At 42.1% G+C, this 15670-nt stretch carries 18 protein-coding genes and 2 pseudogenes; 12 read left to right on the top strand and 8 right to left on the bottom strand.

The window, feature by feature from the left end:
• Together PAE54_RS11500 and PAE54_RS11505 are read left to right on the top strand one after the other, a co-directional pair.
• Window positions 1–76, top strand: a pseudogene (locus PAE54_RS11500) (IS6 family transposase); the annotation flags it as partial.
• Window positions 77–130: 54 nt separating this feature from the next.
• Window positions 131–412, top strand: a pseudogene (locus PAE54_RS11505) (recombinase family protein); the annotation flags it as partial.
• Window positions 413–512: 100 nt separating this feature from the next.
• Here the strand turns inward: PAE54_RS11505 and PAE54_RS11510 are convergent.
• The 3 genes from PAE54_RS11510 to PAE54_RS11520 form a co-directional block, all read right to left on the bottom strand.
• On the bottom strand, window positions 513–1061 hold the full coding sequence (locus tag PAE54_RS11510) for a macro domain-containing protein (RefSeq protein ID WP_326519554.1): 549 nt from the start codon (window positions 1059–1061) through the stop codon (window positions 513–515).
• Between the two features lie 31 nt (window positions 1062–1092).
• Entirely contained in the window at window positions 1093–1776 is a 684-nt protein-coding gene (locus PAE54_RS11515) for a hypothetical protein (protein WP_326519540.1), read from the bottom strand.
• Between the two features lie 254 nt (window positions 1777–2030).
• Window positions 2031–2366: a hypothetical protein gene (locus tag PAE54_RS11520; protein ID WP_326519541.1), complete on the bottom strand. Its 336-nt coding sequence runs from the start codon at window positions 2364–2366 to the stop codon at window positions 2031–2033.
• Between the two features lie 246 nt (window positions 2367–2612).
• Between PAE54_RS11520 and PAE54_RS11525 the strand changes: the two genes are divergently transcribed.
• Both PAE54_RS11525 and PAE54_RS11530 read left to right on the top strand, forming a co-directional pair.
• Window positions 2613–3119, top strand: coding sequence for a hypothetical protein (locus tag PAE54_RS11525; RefSeq protein WP_326519542.1), 507 nt, complete (start codon window positions 2613–2615; stop codon window positions 3117–3119).
• Between the two features lie 242 nt (window positions 3120–3361).
• Window positions 3362–4180 carry an AraC family transcriptional regulator gene (locus PAE54_RS11530; protein ID WP_180044542.1) on the top strand — a complete coding sequence of 273 codons (819 nt, stop codon included), beginning with the start codon at window positions 3362–3364 and terminating at the stop codon, window positions 4178–4180.
• A 27-nt stretch (window positions 4181–4207) separates the two neighbouring features.
• On the opposite strand, the gene PAE54_RS11535 is transcribed toward PAE54_RS11530, so the two are convergent.
• Together PAE54_RS11535 and PAE54_RS11540 are read right to left on the bottom strand one after the other, a co-directional pair.
• The gene (locus PAE54_RS11535) at window positions 4208–4804 is read right to left on the bottom strand and encodes a LysE family translocator (protein WP_180044540.1); all 597 of its coding nucleotides are present in this window, start codon (window positions 4802–4804) and stop codon (window positions 4208–4210) included.
• A 573-nt stretch (window positions 4805–5377) separates the two neighbouring features.
• The gene (locus PAE54_RS11540; protein ID WP_326519543.1) at window positions 5378–5701 is read right to left on the bottom strand and encodes a hypothetical protein; all 324 of its coding nucleotides are present in this window, start codon (window positions 5699–5701) and stop codon (window positions 5378–5380) included.
• Between the two features lie 341 nt (window positions 5702–6042).
• Here PAE54_RS11540 and PAE54_RS11545 point away from each other — a divergent pair, with 341 nt between their 5' ends.
• Complete coding sequence (locus PAE54_RS11545) at window positions 6043–7161, top strand: Fic family protein (RefSeq protein WP_326519544.1); 1119 nt, start codon at window positions 6043–6045, stop codon at window positions 7159–7161.
• Window positions 7162–7234: 73 nt separating this feature from the next.
• Window positions 7235–7537 (top strand): hypothetical protein, encoded by a 303-nt coding sequence (locus PAE54_RS11550; RefSeq protein WP_326519545.1) that lies wholly within the window; start codon window positions 7235–7237, stop codon window positions 7535–7537.
• A gap of 166 nt (window positions 7538–7703) precedes the next feature.
• On the opposite strand, the gene PAE54_RS11555 is transcribed toward PAE54_RS11550, so the two are convergent.
• Complete coding sequence (locus PAE54_RS11555; protein ID WP_326519546.1) at window positions 7704–8558, bottom strand: DNA-binding protein; 855 nt, start codon at window positions 8556–8558, stop codon at window positions 7704–7706.
• A 493-nt stretch (window positions 8559–9051) separates the two neighbouring features.
• Here PAE54_RS11555 and PAE54_RS11560 point away from each other — a divergent pair, with 493 nt between their 5' ends.
• The 5 genes from PAE54_RS11560 to xseB all read left to right on the top strand — a co-directional run bounded on the left by PAE54_RS11560 (window position 9052) and on the right by xseB (window position 12916).
• The gene (locus tag PAE54_RS11560; protein WP_326519547.1) at window positions 9052–9678 is read left to right on the top strand and encodes a DUF6088 family protein; all 627 of its coding nucleotides are present in this window, start codon (window positions 9052–9054) and stop codon (window positions 9676–9678) included.
• Window positions 9671–10717, top strand: coding sequence for a nucleotidyl transferase AbiEii/AbiGii toxin family protein (locus PAE54_RS11565; protein ID WP_326519548.1), 1047 nt, complete (start codon window positions 9671–9673; stop codon window positions 10715–10717). The genes PAE54_RS11560 and PAE54_RS11565 overlap by 8 nt, the downstream gene beginning before the upstream one ends.
• 141 nt (window positions 10718–10858) lie before the next feature.
• On the top strand, window positions 10859–11299 hold the full coding sequence (locus PAE54_RS11570) for a type II toxin -antitoxin system TacA 1-like antitoxin (RefSeq protein ID WP_326519549.1): 441 nt from the start codon (window positions 10859–10861) through the stop codon (window positions 11297–11299).
• Between the two features lie 167 nt (window positions 11300–11466).
• Window positions 11467–12732 (top strand): exodeoxyribonuclease VII large subunit, encoded by a 1266-nt coding sequence (xseA, locus tag PAE54_RS11575; protein WP_326519550.1) that lies wholly within the window; start codon window positions 11467–11469, stop codon window positions 12730–12732.
• Window positions 12722–12916, top strand: a complete 195-nt coding sequence (gene xseB, locus PAE54_RS11580) for an exodeoxyribonuclease VII small subunit (protein WP_326519551.1) — start codon at window positions 12722–12724, stop codon at window positions 12914–12916. The genes xseA and xseB overlap by 11 nt, the downstream gene beginning before the upstream one ends.
• 423 nt (window positions 12917–13339) lie before the next feature.
• Here xseB and PAE54_RS11585 read toward each other — a convergent pair whose 3' ends face one another.
• Together PAE54_RS11585 and PAE54_RS11590 are read right to left on the bottom strand one after the other, a co-directional pair.
• Window positions 13340–14638 (bottom strand): Y-family DNA polymerase, encoded by a 1299-nt coding sequence (locus tag PAE54_RS11585; protein ID WP_326519552.1) that lies wholly within the window; start codon window positions 14636–14638, stop codon window positions 13340–13342.
• Window positions 14635–15207, bottom strand: coding sequence for a LexA family protein (locus tag PAE54_RS11590; protein WP_326519553.1), 573 nt, complete (start codon window positions 15205–15207; stop codon window positions 14635–14637). Before PAE54_RS11590 ends, PAE54_RS11585 begins: the two co-directional genes overlap by 4 nt.
• Before the next feature lie 247 nt (window positions 15208–15454).
• On the opposite strand from PAE54_RS11590, the gene PAE54_RS12465 reads away from it, so the two are divergent.
• Window positions 15455–15610, top strand: coding sequence for an antitoxin (locus PAE54_RS12465; RefSeq protein ID WP_442784404.1), 156 nt, complete (start codon window positions 15455–15457; stop codon window positions 15608–15610).
• The last annotated feature ends 60 nt before the right edge of the window (window positions 15611–15670 follow it).

Consider the following 15670-nt stretch of genomic DNA (forward strand, 5'->3'; position numbering starts at 1 on the left):
AGGACAAGCATCGTCATTTTATTATGGTCAGCCTCAGGGTGAAGTGTGTCTAATCAACAGGGTTTTCGGTCTCTAAGCACTTTTTAAAGGGAACATCATCGACTCAAATCACTATTTGCAACAGTGCCCTTTCACGGCCCAAGCCACTCCGATGGATAACCTGATGTTGCAACTCATGGGAGCTTTTGCTCAATTCGAGCGGGAAATTATCTTAGAACGTCAGAAAGAAGGGATTAAGATCGCAGCAGCTCAGGGCAAATATAAAGGTCGTGTCCATAAATTGAACCCCGATCAGGCCAAAGAATTATTACAAGCCTGGGATGAAGGAAAATATTCATCCAAAGTTGATCTGGCAAAAGCATTTGGTATTAGCCGACAGGCTGTTTACCGGTATTTAAAACTCGTAGACTAAATTGTTAGAACTGGCGTTAATAAGCTTTAGTCATTAGCCAATTAAAATGAAAATTCGGTAGTATAGAAAGTGATCAAAACTCTAAAGTTACCCTTATGGTTTAAAGCAAAATGTCAATATGGGGATCTTCTAGTTGCAGCAGTATATTTCTATAAGTTTCGTAGTGTTCTGTGCCCTTACACACGAAAAAAACGTGCTCTACCATTTTATATGTAGGTAAGGTTGATAAAACGGTTCCTATCGCAATTTCAGCAGCAAGTTGCTGAGGAAAAGAATAAATACCGGTTGAAATATTGGGAAAAGAAACGGTTTTTGCTTTGATGTCTTCAGCCCTAAGTAGTGCATTACTATAGGCATCGCAGAGCAGTTGAGGTTCATCCCGGGTTCCGTCTAACCATCGCGGACCTACTGCATGAATGACAAATTTCGCCGGTAGATCTCCGGCAATAGTCACCTCTGCAGAACCAGTTCTGCACCCACCTTTTGCTTTGTGAAGCTCGATACAGGCATCTTTCATCAAAATGCCTGCTTTCTTATGAATGATATAGTCAAGCCCACCACCACCTAACAGAGATTTATTGGCAGAATTAACCAAAGCATCTACCGGTAGAGTGGTGATGTCGCCATGAACAAGACTAACTTTTTTCAATTTCATATCAGTAGTGATGAGAGGCTATATCTTAATCGATACCTTTTTCTTGTTTGAACTGAGAAAGAATTGCGTTCATTTCTGGTTTAAATAATTTGATATATTCATCCGATAGACCTCTACTACTAGAGGGATGAGGCAGACAAACTACTTTACAGTTTTCAAAGTTGTTGAAGAAAACCTTGAATCGAGTGCCGTCATATTCTGTCTTCTGAACAGTCTGCAGTGGTTCTATTTGTTGTCCCGCAATGGCTGTAAATCTGTCCCAAACTTTTTCATTCCGTAAGAGATCAATCAGATTACGACCCATAAAAATGATAATTTTAGGTCTGAGCTGTTCGATATGCGTAATAAAATTATCGATCTGATCTTGCTCCAGGAATCTGGAATAGTCACTAATATTATTGTTGCAACTATAGGCCCAATTGGTCTGCACGATAGATTTATCAAAATCAGTACCTAAATCATTTTCATTTAATGGATGCCCCCACAAACCGAACCACTTTCTGATGGCTTTATCGTATCTCCATTGTTTTGCTTGCTCTCCATATCGCAGTGCTTTGTTACTGAACGTGCACTTAATAGAGTAATCAATGGAAGGTTCTTCTTTTGCCTGATCCTCTTTTGACCATCCCCATTCATAACCACAAATCATCAGACCATGTTGATCATTAAATCCCTCAAACAAGGCATTGCCTAAATTTAATGCTGACATTTTTATATCCTGTTCTTAAAGTAAAAACAGGATAACAAGAAGAGTAATTCAAATCAAATAAATATATAAATATCAATAATTTAAGATTATAAAACAAAAAACAAATCTATCAACGGCTCGAAGACGCTCTACCGCACTGATTTTTTACAAAAAATTACATATTAGCTTGATATCAGATTGTTTTCATAAGGTGGGCGGACATTACAGCCACGTTCTTCATGATGCGTATGATGTGGTTATGGATCCTGAGTAAACTATATTTTGTAGTGAGGATCTGTTCTCAAGATGACATTTTCAAAATTTAAGTTAAAAAAATTGAGGATTTGATTGACCTTACTTCTTCGCAATAACGTCTTATCGAGATAGATGATTGCTTTACTTTTATGAGTGTCAAAAATAACCCTGCCTCTAGGCAGCTGCTCGTACTCTGTATGTTCTAATCCAGGTATTTGAAGTTTTAATTTTTCCCAATAGTCCACATGCGTGTACCGACTATCAATCAAGCCTATAGAATCGGCTTCATTTAAAGCAAAGTCATGAGAAATTCCTATAACTTGATTCTTATAAGACCAGAAAATCCCTATATTCAATTTTATGCCTCATATAGCTAGTTAAATAAACTACACTACATATCAGAATTATAATCAGTAACTTCTTGTAGCATCACTAACAACGCCATTTCATTGAATTGCTGAAGAGTTAATTTATCTTCTGCTCGGGTAGAAGATGCTAATAAAAGGTGGGAACAGCAATTATGTATTTCATTGTATAAGCTGTTGTAAAGCTTCTGATAACTCAGTATAACATTCACATTTTAATCTTGATAATAATTACTTATGAGCCGTTATATTTGGTCTAAACTTAATAATTTGCAAGTTGGAACATTCGTTGAATACTATGTAAAAATGGAATTTGCCATGTATGGATTTCAGGTCTATACATCAGAAGTTGATGATCGTGGATTAGACTTCGTAGCTCGTTATAAAAAGTCTGACTTCCTCTCAATCCAGGTTAAGTCTCTAAGAAAACAAAATGGTTATGTCTTCATGACCAAGAAATACTTTGAACCTAATCCAAATCTATATCTTGCACTTGGTCTTTTAACTGACAAGGAAATTCCACAGCTTTATCTAATACCTTCAACTGTTTGGTTAGAACCTAATGGCGTATTTACTGACAGAATGTATGGTGAAGGGTATAAAAGTGAACCTGAATGGGGTTTAAACTTATCTAAAAAAAATATGCATCTACTTGAACCGTATCTCTTTGAAAATATGATCGAGTCATTGGTGAATAATTATGAACTGAACATTACTTCTAAAGTTGAAGAAAGCTGTGAATAGCATTCTGTTCCTGATCCAATAAGTACAGCTAATTTATTGGAATGGTAATCAACCCAGAAAAATTTGGAACATAATTATTCACATAAAAAGCCCAACCTGGTGTGATTGGGCTTTTGTTTTAAACTTAATAAATTGATTTTAAATGAAAAATTAAAATAATTACGGATAACGTGTATTATGTTAATTTTAGGAAAAGTGAAAAATAATCTACAATAGAATCTACGAAAAATTGGCCATCAATTATGCCTGATTTCTCCAGTGGAAATAATTGGATTGTGAGATCCCCCACTCAAAATCATAAATTAGAAAGAATTGAAGCATTTCTTTCCAATTATGCTTATAAACCTCACCGACATGATACTTATGCTATTGGCAGGACTCTTTCCGGAGTTCAGAACTTCCATTACAAAGGTACATTGCAACATAGCTTGCCAGGCATGACTATGGTTCTACACCCGGATGAAAAGCATGATGGTGAATCAGGAACATTAGATGGCTATCGCTATAGAATGATTTACATCGAACCAGCGATGATCCAAACCATTTTAAAGGGTAAACCCTTGCCTTTTATCAGACATGGCTTAAGTAATGATATTCGCCTGTTTAGGGCAATGGATAGCTTTCTAAATAATATAAATAATTATATGGATAGCCTAGAAGAGGAAGATGCTCTATTTGATTTGGCAACTATACTTTGTGAAATTTCAGATACTTCATCTAGCCAAAACAAAAAAATTGACTACAAGGCAGCAGAGAGAGCGCGTGAGTATATTTTGGCGTATCCACATGAAAACTTAAGTTTGTCAGATTTAGAGAAACATGCTGATCGTGACCGCTGGAGCCTTTCTCGTGATTTCCGATTATTATTTGGAACTAGCCCACACCGTTATATGACCATGCGTCGCTTAGAAACAGTTAAGTTCTACCTTGCTCAAGGGGGGTCTATTGTTAATGCTGCTTTAAATGCAGGATTTTTTGATCAGAGTCATATGACCAGACATTTTATAAAAACATTTGGTTTAACTCCCACTCAATGGAAAATGATAAATATTAAAAGGTAGCCGTTCGATTTGAACGGCTAATTTGTCCTAAAGCAGATTGATTCCATTAAGAAAATCTTTGAACATAAAAAGCCCTGATAAAATCAAGAGTATACCCATCAGCTTATTTAGCCGATTAAACCAGATAGGATTAGCAATTTTGTTGCCTAATACTTTTCCAACCAGAGCATAGGTGAATGGCGCGCCAACAGCACCAAGTGAAATCAGTAAAGAAACAATCAAGATCATGATTCCTGTGATTTTGGCTGCAGGGTACATAATTGTCGTAACAGGTAGAATGACGAGAATGGCTTTTGGATTTAATAACTGAATAAATAAGCCATTTAGGAATGTTAGATGGCTTTCTTGCTGTTGAGTTGTTTCTACATTCGCCCTAATCATTTTTATAGCCAAGTAGAATGTATAAATTGCACCCGCTAAAGCAATATAATGAATCCATCCATGTGGAATAACAGCTTCACCTATATAGCCAAACAATACGAATAAGATCAACATGGCGAAACCAACGCCTAGGTAAAATCCTATAGTCTTTTTTAATTGACCTGTAAGGCCAGAATTTAGCCCCATAAAATTTACAGGACCTGGGCTATACATAACGCTTAATGTATAAAGAAATATTTCCACAGAGTTCACTCAATTAGATAGCAATAAACATCAAAGAGAGAACGGTATCGCGTTCTAGGCCTTAAAGATTGTACGTTTGTGCTGAACTAGCTAAAAATTTCTATTTAACATAATGGGCATTATTCGAAATTTATAAAAAATAGTATTATTTATCAATAACTTATTATATAAAAAATAGGGGGCGTAAACCCGAAAAGCTGATTTGGAAACAAGTCGGCTTTTTTCTGTTCGATCCTGGCATCTTTCGCCAATCAATTTGTTTAAAAAATAGTCTGTTTGCGGTTTTTCCTGATTACATCAGACGCTCAGGGTAAAAAATTATCCCAATTTCTGCGGATAAAACCGGGACAACTTTTAGCCGGTTTTGTACGTCCTGGCGCACATGGATTTAGGGATTTTGCGGCTAGGGTATCTGCGGTTTTTTTCTTATGATGAAGTCATACAGGAACAGGATGTTCCGGAACATAAAACAATAATGATAAGTTCTCGCACCAGGATCGTGAGGTGAAGCACCATCCTATCTAGCAGCTAAACATAAAAAAACCCGACATGTCGGGTTTTTTTATTGTCTAACTATGGTAATGAGTTGACGGTATCTAATTGGTTATGATTGATAAATTCAATCAGCGTATTCTGAATAAATTCTTCTAACTCAATACCTTGCTCTTTAATTAAGTTCTCAGCCTTTGTAATCGTTTCGCTATCTAATTCAAATGAGATTTCTGCTGAAGTCGACATCAATAAATCATAGTTGTTTTCTACGATTTTTCTAAAGGCATCCTCTGGATTATTCTTTAAGGGCACGTTGAAGGACAGTCGAAGAGAACTGTTAATAATTTCAACATGGGTATATCCAATATGTACTGTACTTTTTCCTACAAATCCTAAGTGTTTCATAATGATTCTTAAATGTAGTGATAGCAATATCATCATACCTGAAGTTAGGATCAGAAAATATTCAAGGTGGTTCAATCAAACATGATACTGGGCTTGATGATCTTAAGGTTGATAGTGTGGGAACCACAAGACGAACACGAAATCCTGATTTTAAAAGTTTAAGATTTTCTGAAAATTTTAAATAACCACAAAAACACGAACAATCCGACTTTTAAATCAGTCGGCTGATGCAAATCCTGCCAAATAGATGAGCTAATTAAACAGTATATTCAGCTCATATGATGATCCGAATATGTGCTATATTTAACTCATCTTGGAACAGTTCTGGTTAGAGATTGAAGATGCAGGAATGGATTTGGCAAGCAGAAAACTGGACAGACTTCACCTGGGAGGATTCTGTCATCCTGCCTAAAACGAGACAAATCCATCAAAAAATAGGAATTCTTCTTGGGCAAAGTCAGCATGATTTAGCAAAAGAACAATTTACTTTAGATACTCTACTTGCCAATCTAGTTGCTTCATCAGCAATTGAAAATGAAAGCCTCAATGTTTTTTCATTGCGATCATCTCTAGCTCGACGTTTGGGCGTTACGCTTGAACAACCTTATCCAAGCTCCGACAGATCAGAAGGTCTAGCCAATATCATGCTCGATGCGCTTAACAATGTGAAGCAACCACTCACTGTTGAACGCCTTATGCAATGGCATCGTTGGCTTTTCAATGACCCGGATTGGACAATGCAACGTTTACGCATTGGTCAACTCAGAGGCTCAGAACCTATGCAGGTCGTTTCAGGTCGATTGGATTATCCTACAGTACATTTTGAAGCTCCTCCCAGAGAGGGGTTGGAAAGACGCTTAAATGCCTTTATCGAGTGGTTTAACCATAGTCTGAGCGATTCCTTGCTTGACCCTCTTTTACGTGCAGGTATTACTCATTTATGGTTTTTGACGCTACATCCTTTTGATGATGGTAATGGTCGTATTACACGTACACTGACAGATCTTGCTCTGGCTCAAATGGATGAACAGAGCATTCGTTTGTATGCCATATCTCCTGCCATATTAAACAAACGCAAAAGTTACTATGACATCTTAGAACAAACCCAAAAAAATGATTCCAATATCACAGATTGGCTGGTTTGGTTTTTAGATACCTTGAATGACAGCCTTGAAACAACCTTAAAGCAGATCAATCGAACTTTATTTAAAAGTCAGTTTTGGCATAAACATTCAAGTTTAGACCTGCATGAAGGGCAACGAAAAGTTTTAAACCGTTTATTGGATGGTGGGGAAAATGGCTTTGAACATGGTATTAGTGCCTCACAATATCAAAAGGTTGCTAAAGTCAGTAAGGCAACGGCTACCCGCCACTTATCTGACTTGCTTGAAAAAGCGTGTATCGTCAAATTGGAAGGTGGTGGACGTAACACACGTTATCAGATCAATACTCAATTATAGAAAGACGAAGAGTTAACTACGATGAACTACTTTGCACAGGATCCCTTCTAGGTAATGTTACCTGGGAGGAATCATGAAAAAACTGAAATATCAGTACCAACAGTCTATCAAAGCACATCCTCAGGATTATTTTTGGAAAAAATATCCTAATCTGAGAAGTGTTTATTTTAAAAAGTTCAGTACGCAACAAGAAAGAAGTTTTTATTTCATGCATTGCATTGAATATAAAGACTATCCGCTCAAAATACGTGTTGCCCGTGGTAATGGTTTGCCCTATGTTTGGGATGATTTCCCGACTTATGTCTATAAATTTTCCAAAAGTTGGAAGCACAATTCCAAACGGAAAAACCAGTACTATAGAGAACATGCGAAATGAAAAATGGGAGCATATCGCTCCCATTTTTCTGTTATTCCTAAGTAGAAATGTCCGCTCTCAGAATATGCACTTTTGCAATTTTCCTGGGGGACGCTTTGATATGGGGGGCAGGGCTATTACACAGATCGAATACTTGCCTTATTTTTCAGCATCATTGAACCAGCCATCATTCCAGCATATCCAGTAAATCTTCGGTCTTGCCATCCATTGGCGGTAGCTCTTCTTTTGCTTTTCCACGTTTTGCCGGTGACGGTGGATTTCGCATCTGCCTGATTTCATCTTTTAACTCGGCGATGTCGCGTGAAGCGCGTACCAGCTGCTTTTGTGCTTCTTCATAACGCACCGCTGTTACTTTCTCGCTGGAAATGGCTTCAGCCAATCTGGTTTGCAGTTCGTGGATCTGGCACTGTAATTGCTGTTTTTCAGCATGATGGTCAGAAATGAGCTGTGCTTTATCAGCTTTCAGATCTTTTTGCGCATCCTGATAATTTTTGATGGCTTCGTCATACTGCTGCTTGGCCAGCTCCAGCTGTTCATTGACTTGCAGCTTGTGTTTCTCGTACTGCTCCAAAATTTCGGCTCTGGAGCGTTCTTTTCCCTCTTCGAGAACCCTGATTTTTGCTTTCAAATCAAGGTTTTCAGCATTGAGCTGTTCTATTTCAGCAAGTTGCTGGGCATACTGCTGAATCAGGTTTTCCTTGTCGATCAGTACAGTGTCCAGCTCCTCAGACAAGCGCTCGATTTCACTGCTATGGCTGTCACTGACCTCTGTAATCCGGCCAGACATAATGTCAGCCACCGCATCGGAAAGTCGTTTATGCTCGGCTTCTTTCAAGCTCAGCGCTTTTCGTTGCACCCCATCTCGATGCTCCCGTTCATACTCTTTTCGGTACTTCTGCACGGTCACAGATGAACCGCCAATCAGATTCATGATCGCAGCATTGGTATAGTGGCCCGTTTCAGCCAGCAGCTGTTCAATCGCATTGTAGACATCTGGCTTGGTAATCGCTTTAGCAGCCATGAGTTTAACTCCCTAATTTAATTTACTTTACTTTAGTGCGGGTTAATTTAATTTGGTTCTTTTCGGTGCACTCCCAGGAGTGTAATGGATTTCATTTTTCCACCTCTGTTTTGGTGTGCTTTTTCAAAAAAAAGTCAGGTTTGCAAATGGACTGGATAAATTTTGCTGGTCCGGTCTGGTCGGTTTGTTTTTTTGTGCTTGGCATTGGCACTTTTGCGGTGTTGTTATTTACAGGCAAGAGGGTGGGTATGGTGCGATATTTTCCTTAAATCTATAACGGTATGGCTTATGCAATAGAACCCTATGATCGGGGGATTATGGATTCTTGAAATTGAAGAGGTTAAAAATCAATAAACTTTAATAAGCTATTTATAAATAGTGTTTTTCTATCTTATTGATGAAATATTTTGTCTAGAATTATATCGGTGTTTATATCTGCTATTCTGTCCAAAACTATAGTAGTATTTTAGACAGATTATTGTTGGACAATAGCATGGCATTGAATGCACAGACCACACATAGCATTGCGGAAACTGTGAAGCAGAAAATCACACGATTTCAGCGTGGCCGGGTGTTTTCTGCAGACCATATTCATGTCGAGGGATCACGCCAGGCGGTTCAGCGCAGTCTGTCGCGTTTGGCTGAAGAGGGTCAGATTTGCCGTATCCAGAATGGCATTTACTACAAACCTGAATATAGTCCGATTCTGAAAGGCAAGCGTTTGCCGCCTGACTTGAACGAGACGATCAAGGTCATTGCCAAAAAGAACAATGAAACGATTCAGGTCCATGGGGCTATCGCAGCAAACAAACTGGGACTCAGTACCCAGGTGCCCCTGACCAAAGTGTTTTACACCAATGGAATTTCACGCGAGATTGAAATTGCCGGCTCAAGAGTGAAGTTTATCCATACCGCTAACCGGAAACTGCTGCAGCATGCCGGAACCGACGTAGGTATGGCGATTGCTGCCTTGTACTACCTGGGAAAGGATCTGGTCAATGCGCAGGTGATTCAGCATATTCAGTCACGCTTGACGGAGAAAGAGTTTGAACAGCTTACGAAAGCTGAACTGACCCACTGGATGAAGAGCGCATTAAAAGGGGTAAGAGCACATGGCTGAATCGTTTATGCAGCTCAGCGTCAAGGATCAGACCGATATTCTGAGATATTACGCCTCCATCCAGGCGGAGCGGGATCTGGAAATCTCAGAAAAAGATCTCTGGGTGTGCTGGGTGTTGAAACAGCTGTTCGAGATGCCGCAGCGTTTAAAGATGGCCTTCAAAGGCGGTACCTCTTTGTCCAAAGTGTATAACGTCATTGACCGCTTCTCTGAAGATATCGATGTGACTTTAGACTATCGCCAGTTTGAGGCCGTCCGCAGCTTGGGGCTGCTGGAAGGGCAGACGGCCCCTGATGACATCGGCTCGGGTACGCTGCGACGGATTAATAAAGCACTCAAGCGTGAAGTCCAGGCCTATGCGGAAGATGTGGTGGCACCGTACCTGCAAGCGCAAGTCGCTTCCTTGCCGCGTAGCGAGCTTTTTGAAATCAAAGTCATGCAAGGCGGTGAAGCGATCCAGTTCAGGTATCCCTCCGTGCTGAAGGAGAGAAACCAATATATCCTCGGCTATATCCTGATCGAATTGGGTGGCCGCAATATTATTGATCCGAATGAGATCTGGACGGTACAACCCTATATGGCCGACCAGATCGAAGAAATCGCTTTTCCCTCCAGCCAGGTCACGGTACTCTCACCCGAACGCACTTTCTGGGAAAAGGCGACCCTGATCCATGTCGAGTGTCATCGAGGCGTCAGAGAGACTGCAGAGCGTTTGTCACGTCACTGGTTTGACCTGATGGCGTTGGGAAACCATCAGATTGGCCAGCAAGCCATGCAGAATATCCCGCTGCTGCATGATGTGGTTCAACTCAAGAATATCTTTTTCAATGCCAGCTATGCTCACTATGACAAATGCCTGCAGGGAGAATTCCTGCTGCTGCCGAACCCGGACGGTTTAAGATTATTAACCGATGACTTCAATAAAATGCGTCAAGCCAACATGCTTTATAACTCGCAGGTCGACTTTGAACGCATTGTCGCGTCAGCAAGACAACTCCAGGATTTAATCAATGCATCCGTTCAAGGCTATGGACGATAAAGCGGGCTAGCATATCGATGGTGATTCAAGAGCATCGTGAAAAATCCAAACTCGATCAGGTTAAAAATCTGGGCTGCACTGGGCCAGCCAAAAGCATGCTGAAGGATCAAATGGACAGCAAACACTATCTTACCGTGTCACATGTCGGCAGAAGATCATGCATATGTCGGTTTATGTGCCGAGTTCCCGGCATTGTCCTGGCTTGACGGAGATCAGTCTAAAGCGTTCTCAAGAATTGTTGAGCTTGTTGCTGAGGTTGTAGCAGAGATGATCAGTCAGAATGAGACAGTAGCTACGCCACGCTCTGCAGAAGATATGGATGACTTTGCAACCGAACAGATCAATATTCAAATCACGGCTGATACCAAAAAAGTGCTTGAGCAGGCCGCAAACCTGTTGAGCATCAGTGTCAGTGATTTTATCCTTTATGCCTCTTTAGAACGGGCAGAAGATGTGCTGAAATCCAACCCTGGGGTGCAAGGGAATGCGGCAGATCACGCCATGCTGATCGATGCGCTTGAAAATCCTCGTCCTGCAAATGACGCCATAAAGCACTTGATAAGCTTACTGGATAAAAATTGAAGTCTGACCCGGTTATCCTCAGCGCAAAATAGTCAATTCTTGATGAGAGGCTTTCAGCACGTTGTGGACATACATGGCAATGCTCCAGATTTTCCAAACAATTCTATGCTTTGAAATGAAAGCTGTTATTTTGTAGGATCAAATGACCGCATTCCGTATTTTCTTTCATGTCAGAAACCCAACTCAGTCTCAGTGAATACCTGACCACCGTACAGGAAGTCATCCAGCTGACTTTCGATGAAGCGGTATGGGTCAAAGCCGAGATCCGTAATCTCAGCATCAAAGGCGGGCACTACTATCTGGAACTGGCAGAGAAGGATGAAGACAGCCATAAAGTGATTGCCAGCTGTAAAGGCACCCTCTGGAAATTCACCGCACAAAAAATCGTGCTAAGGTTTGAACGAGAAAGCGGCATTGAACTGTCCAAGGACTTGAATGTCCTGATCAAGGTCAAAGCCAAATTTGATCCGCAATACGGTTTCTCCGTCAATATTGAAGACATCGACTCCAGCTTTACTCTGGGTGACATTGCCAAACGTTATCAGCAGATCCTGCAGCGCCTGACCCAGGAAGGCCTGCTCAATCACAACAAACAGCTACCGACACCTTTTGATTTGCAGAACGTCTTGGTCATCGCCCCGGAAAATGCAGCCGGGCTGGGGGACTTCAAAAAAGATGCCGATGCCCTGGCTCAGGCGGGTGTCTGCCATTTCGTTTATCATGCAGCCACCTTCCAGGGCAATACCGCCCCCGGCAGTATTATGCAGGCTCTGGCCAGTGCATTGAGGCAGTGGGCTCAAGCGTACCAAAGCGCTCCCGACCTGATTGTGATCATCCGCGGGGGTGGGGCAGTGAATGATCTGGCCTATCTGAACGACTATGAGCTGGCTGCACTGTTATGCAAAAGAACAGTGCCGATCTGGGTCGGCATTGGCCACGAGAAAGACCGCACCATTCTGGATGAAATCGCGCACCGCTCATTTGATACCCCGAGTAAAGTCATCGCCGGGATCCGCAACCTGATTGTCGAACGGGTCAATGAAGTCAGTACTGCGCTGCAAACCATTAAACTGCTATCACAGCATCAGCTGACCGCCTATCAAAGCCAGCATGACCAGTACCTGAAAACCATCCAAACCCTGGCACAAAGCCAGCTCAATGATGCCCAGCGTAGCGTTGATCTATTAAAAAGCGATACCCAGTATTTTGCCCAGCAACAGCTCCGGCAGGCTACCCAGCAGACCGAATCCCTGATGCGGGAAACCTTGCTACAAAACCCACGAAACGTGATGGCCAAGGGCTATGCGATTGTCCGCAGTCAGGGCAAGGCTATCCGCTCAGTGCAGCAAATCTCTGGCCAGCAACTCCAGATCGAACTCCAGGATGGCAGGATTGATGCCACCGTGACACAGGTAAGTACACATGAACAATGAAGAACTCAGTTTTAAACAGGGCTACGAGATTCTCAAGAAGAATGCCGAATTGCTGGAATCGCAGGAAGAACCGGATATTGATAACCTGATGGCGATCGTCGAAGAATCGATGACCGCCTATAAAGCCTGCAAGTCACGCATCGACGCGGTTCAGCAGGCGCTCAATGACACCTTTAAGGAATAGAGAAAAAGCCTAAGGACCATAAAAATATCTGGTCTGTTAAGTACGGATTTCTGTACTTAACGCTATAAAACCAGGCGTTAGCTACAAAAATATGGACTTAACGATAACAATCAAACCGGGTCTGGGCACTCGACCGATTGAACAGGAGAATACCGTCCGTTCCTGCAATCCATGCAGGTCTACCTATCAGTGATTTTGAATCTCGTGAAAAACCCCATGCTCATCTACCGGCATGCGTGGAATCGGGGTATGGGTCAGTTCTGCGATCGCAATCAGGTTCGCTGACATTTGCTTGCCCAATAACGCTCTGGATTCGGTTACTTGGTGATACGTTCACGGATGACTTTAGACATTCTTCTCTTCCTTGCAATCACCACCAGTCGATTTGGACAGTAGGGTAATACCGTGACAAGCTGACACAGCTTAATGGGTAATTTTCAACAATCCCTGCCAGCTAAAATAGTTCTGGGTCAGATGTGTCCGGTTCATTGACCATTTCCGTTGTGGTAAATAACACGATCCTACTGCCAGTTTACTCTTGCCATATCTGGCTTGCACGGCTTCTAAAGCCTGCATCAGCTGTTCATTGCTTTCGCGCTGGCGATGGTCTGTTAGCAGATCAGGTACATAGCGGGTCTTGCTGACCAGACCGGTCAGAATCACCCCACATTTTTTATACTTTACTTCAGGCTTATAGATGCCTTGCAGTAACTGCATCGCAGCCTGGATCAGATCTAGTACACAGTCCGTCGGTTCGGGAAACTCGACGGCCAATGATTTGCTGTAATATGCTGTATTTTGATCAAAAGGATTGGATTGTACGAAAGCAATGATGCAGCCACAGAGCGAGGCATCTGCACGCAAACGCATAACCGCATCCTGTACATACTTGCCCATGGCTTCTTTTAGATCATCCAGTTCCGTGATCCGTTCTCCAAAAGAGCGGCTAGCCACAATCTGCTGCTTGGGTGCAGGAGCATCCTCCAGTTGCAAACAGGAGATTCCCTGTAATTCAAGTACCGTGCGCTGCATCAGCACTGAAAACACACTACCCATGTGATGCGCATTCTGCATCACCAGATCCAGTACCGAATGGATGCCCATCTGGTTCAGCTTCTTTACCAACTTGCGCCCCACCCCCCAGACTTCACCCACCTCGATTCCAGCATACAGCGTTTCCTGATCCAGATAATCCAGCTCCAGCACATTACACACCCCATCAAAGCCTGGCCATTTCTTGGCAAGATGATTGGCCAGCTTTGCTTCGGTCTTGCTACGGCCAATCCCGATGGATACCGGCAACCCGATCCAGTCCCAGATCCGCTGTTTCATCTCTCTGGCATAGCGGGTCAAGTCAAAGTTTTGCGCATAACTGGTCAAATCCAGAAAACATTCATCAATCGAATAAATTTCCTGTTCATTCGGAGCCACATAACCGGCCAGAATAGAATGAAAGCGCTTCGACATTTCCGCATACAGAGCATAGTTGCTCGACAGCACCACCACCTGATGCTGCTGCACAATGTCCTGAACCTGAAACAACGGAACACCCATCTTGATGCCCAGGGCTTTGGCCTCATTACTGCGGGCCACTGCACAACCATCATTATTGCTCAGCACAATCACTGGACGCTGATTCAGGCTGGGATTAAATACCCGTTCACAACTGACATAACAGTTGTTGATGTCAATCAGGGCATAAATCCGCTCGCTGCTGCTCATCTGAACTTTTTGATCACACTGGTGACCACACCCCAGATCAGCAGGGTCTGACCGTCTTTCAAATGGATATCGGAATAATCCGGGTTTTCCGCCTGTAACCAGCGTTTGTCGCCTTCAATCATCAGTCGCTTGATGGTGAAATCATTGTCGATCAGGGCCAGAACAATATCACCATGCTTGGGCTCTATACTGCGATCAACGATCAGCTTGTCTTGCAGATCAATACCTGCATCGCGCATAGACAGCGATTCCACCTCAACGATAAAGGTGGCCTGCTGGTTCTGGATCAGAAACTCATTCAGATCCAGGGTCTTGTCGATATAGTCCTGGGCTGGGGAAGGGAAACCGGCTGCCACCTTTTGCAAGGCAACTGGAATCTCATAATGTGTTCTGGCTTCAACCGGAGTAATCGAAGCAATCTCATTGCGGGCCGGTTTTTTTACCTGATCCAGATACTGCCTGATTTCCAGTACACGGGCTTCTGGAACCCGGATCACTTTGGTTGGGCCTTGATGGACCGGTTTGCGACCCGAACCTTCACGGGCACCACCATGCTGATTTTCATTCATTTTATTTGTTCATCTTGATTGTGTTACATAATCAAGATGGTAAAAACAGCAGAGGGAAAAGACAACTCCACTCGTCGGATTCGGTATTAAATATCTATAGCCATTGTCAGTTCCAAAATAAACAAGAGTTCACAAAAATAGATCAGTGTAGATGAACAAAGGATTTGTGATTTGCCATTTTTATTTTTAATATATACTTATTAATATATATTTTGGTGAAAAAATGAACCATACAGCTAAAATTTTCATGAATGGTCAAAGTCAGGCAGTAAGGCTACCAAAGGAGTATCGCTTCAAAAGTACAGTCGTATACATCCGTAGAAACGTCAAAGGGGAAGTCATTCTGTCTGAAAAACCACGCACATGGGAAGATTATTTTAATGAAACTGTCAATCAGCGTTGAAAATTGATCAGGTATCAGCGTCCAAAATTGACCACCCTAGACCACTAATTTTTTTCTTTT

This window comes from Acinetobacter minutum (genome assembly GCF_035916735.1).
Lineage (GTDB): Bacteria > Pseudomonadota > Gammaproteobacteria > Pseudomonadales > Moraxellaceae > Acinetobacter.

Bases quoted from the DNA above. Each gene is read 5' to 3' on its own strand.
- PAE54_RS11515 (WP_326519540.1), bottom strand. From the start codon at position 1,776: ATGTCAGCATTAAATTTAGGCAATGCCTTGTTTGAGGGATTTAATGAT.
- PAE54_RS11525 (WP_326519542.1), top strand. From the start codon at position 2,613: ATGAGCCGTTATATTTGGTCTAAACTTAATAATTTGCAAGTTGGAACA.
- PAE54_RS11530 (WP_180044542.1), top strand. From the start codon at position 3,362: ATGCCTGATTTCTCCAGTGGAAATAATTGGATTGTGAGATCCCCCACT.
- PAE54_RS11540 (WP_326519543.1), bottom strand. From the start codon at position 5,701: ATGAAACACTTAGGATTTGTAGGAAAAAGTACAGTACATATTGGATAT.
- PAE54_RS11545 (WP_326519544.1), top strand. From the start codon at position 6,043: ATGCAGGAATGGATTTGGCAAGCAGAAAACTGGACAGACTTCACCTGG.
- PAE54_RS11550 (WP_326519545.1), top strand. From the start codon at position 7,235: ATGAAAAAACTGAAATATCAGTACCAACAGTCTATCAAAGCACATCCT.
- PAE54_RS11555 (WP_326519546.1), bottom strand. From the start codon at position 8,558: ATGGCTGCTAAAGCGATTACCAAGCCAGATGTCTACAATGCGATTGAA.
- PAE54_RS11560 (WP_326519547.1), top strand. From the start codon at position 9,052: ATGGCATTGAATGCACAGACCACACATAGCATTGCGGAAACTGTGAAG.
- PAE54_RS11565 (WP_326519548.1), top strand. From the start codon at position 9,671: ATGGCTGAATCGTTTATGCAGCTCAGCGTCAAGGATCAGACCGATATT.
- PAE54_RS11570 (WP_326519549.1), top strand. From the start codon at position 10,859: ATGTCGGCAGAAGATCATGCATATGTCGGTTTATGTGCCGAGTTCCCG.
- xseA (WP_326519550.1), top strand. From the start codon at position 11,467: ATGTCAGAAACCCAACTCAGTCTCAGTGAATACCTGACCACCGTACAG.
- xseB (WP_326519551.1), top strand. From the start codon at position 12,722: ATGAACAATGAAGAACTCAGTTTTAAACAGGGCTACGAGATTCTCAAG.
- PAE54_RS11585 (WP_326519552.1), bottom strand. From the start codon at position 14,638: ATGAGCAGCAGCGAGCGGATTTATGCCCTGATTGACATCAACAACTGT.
- PAE54_RS11590 (WP_326519553.1), bottom strand. From the start codon at position 15,207: ATGAATGAAAATCAGCATGGTGGTGCCCGTGAAGGTTCGGGTCGCAAA.
- PAE54_RS12465 (WP_442784404.1), top strand. From the start codon at position 15,455: ATGAATGGTCAAAGTCAGGCAGTAAGGCTACCAAAGGAGTATCGCTTC.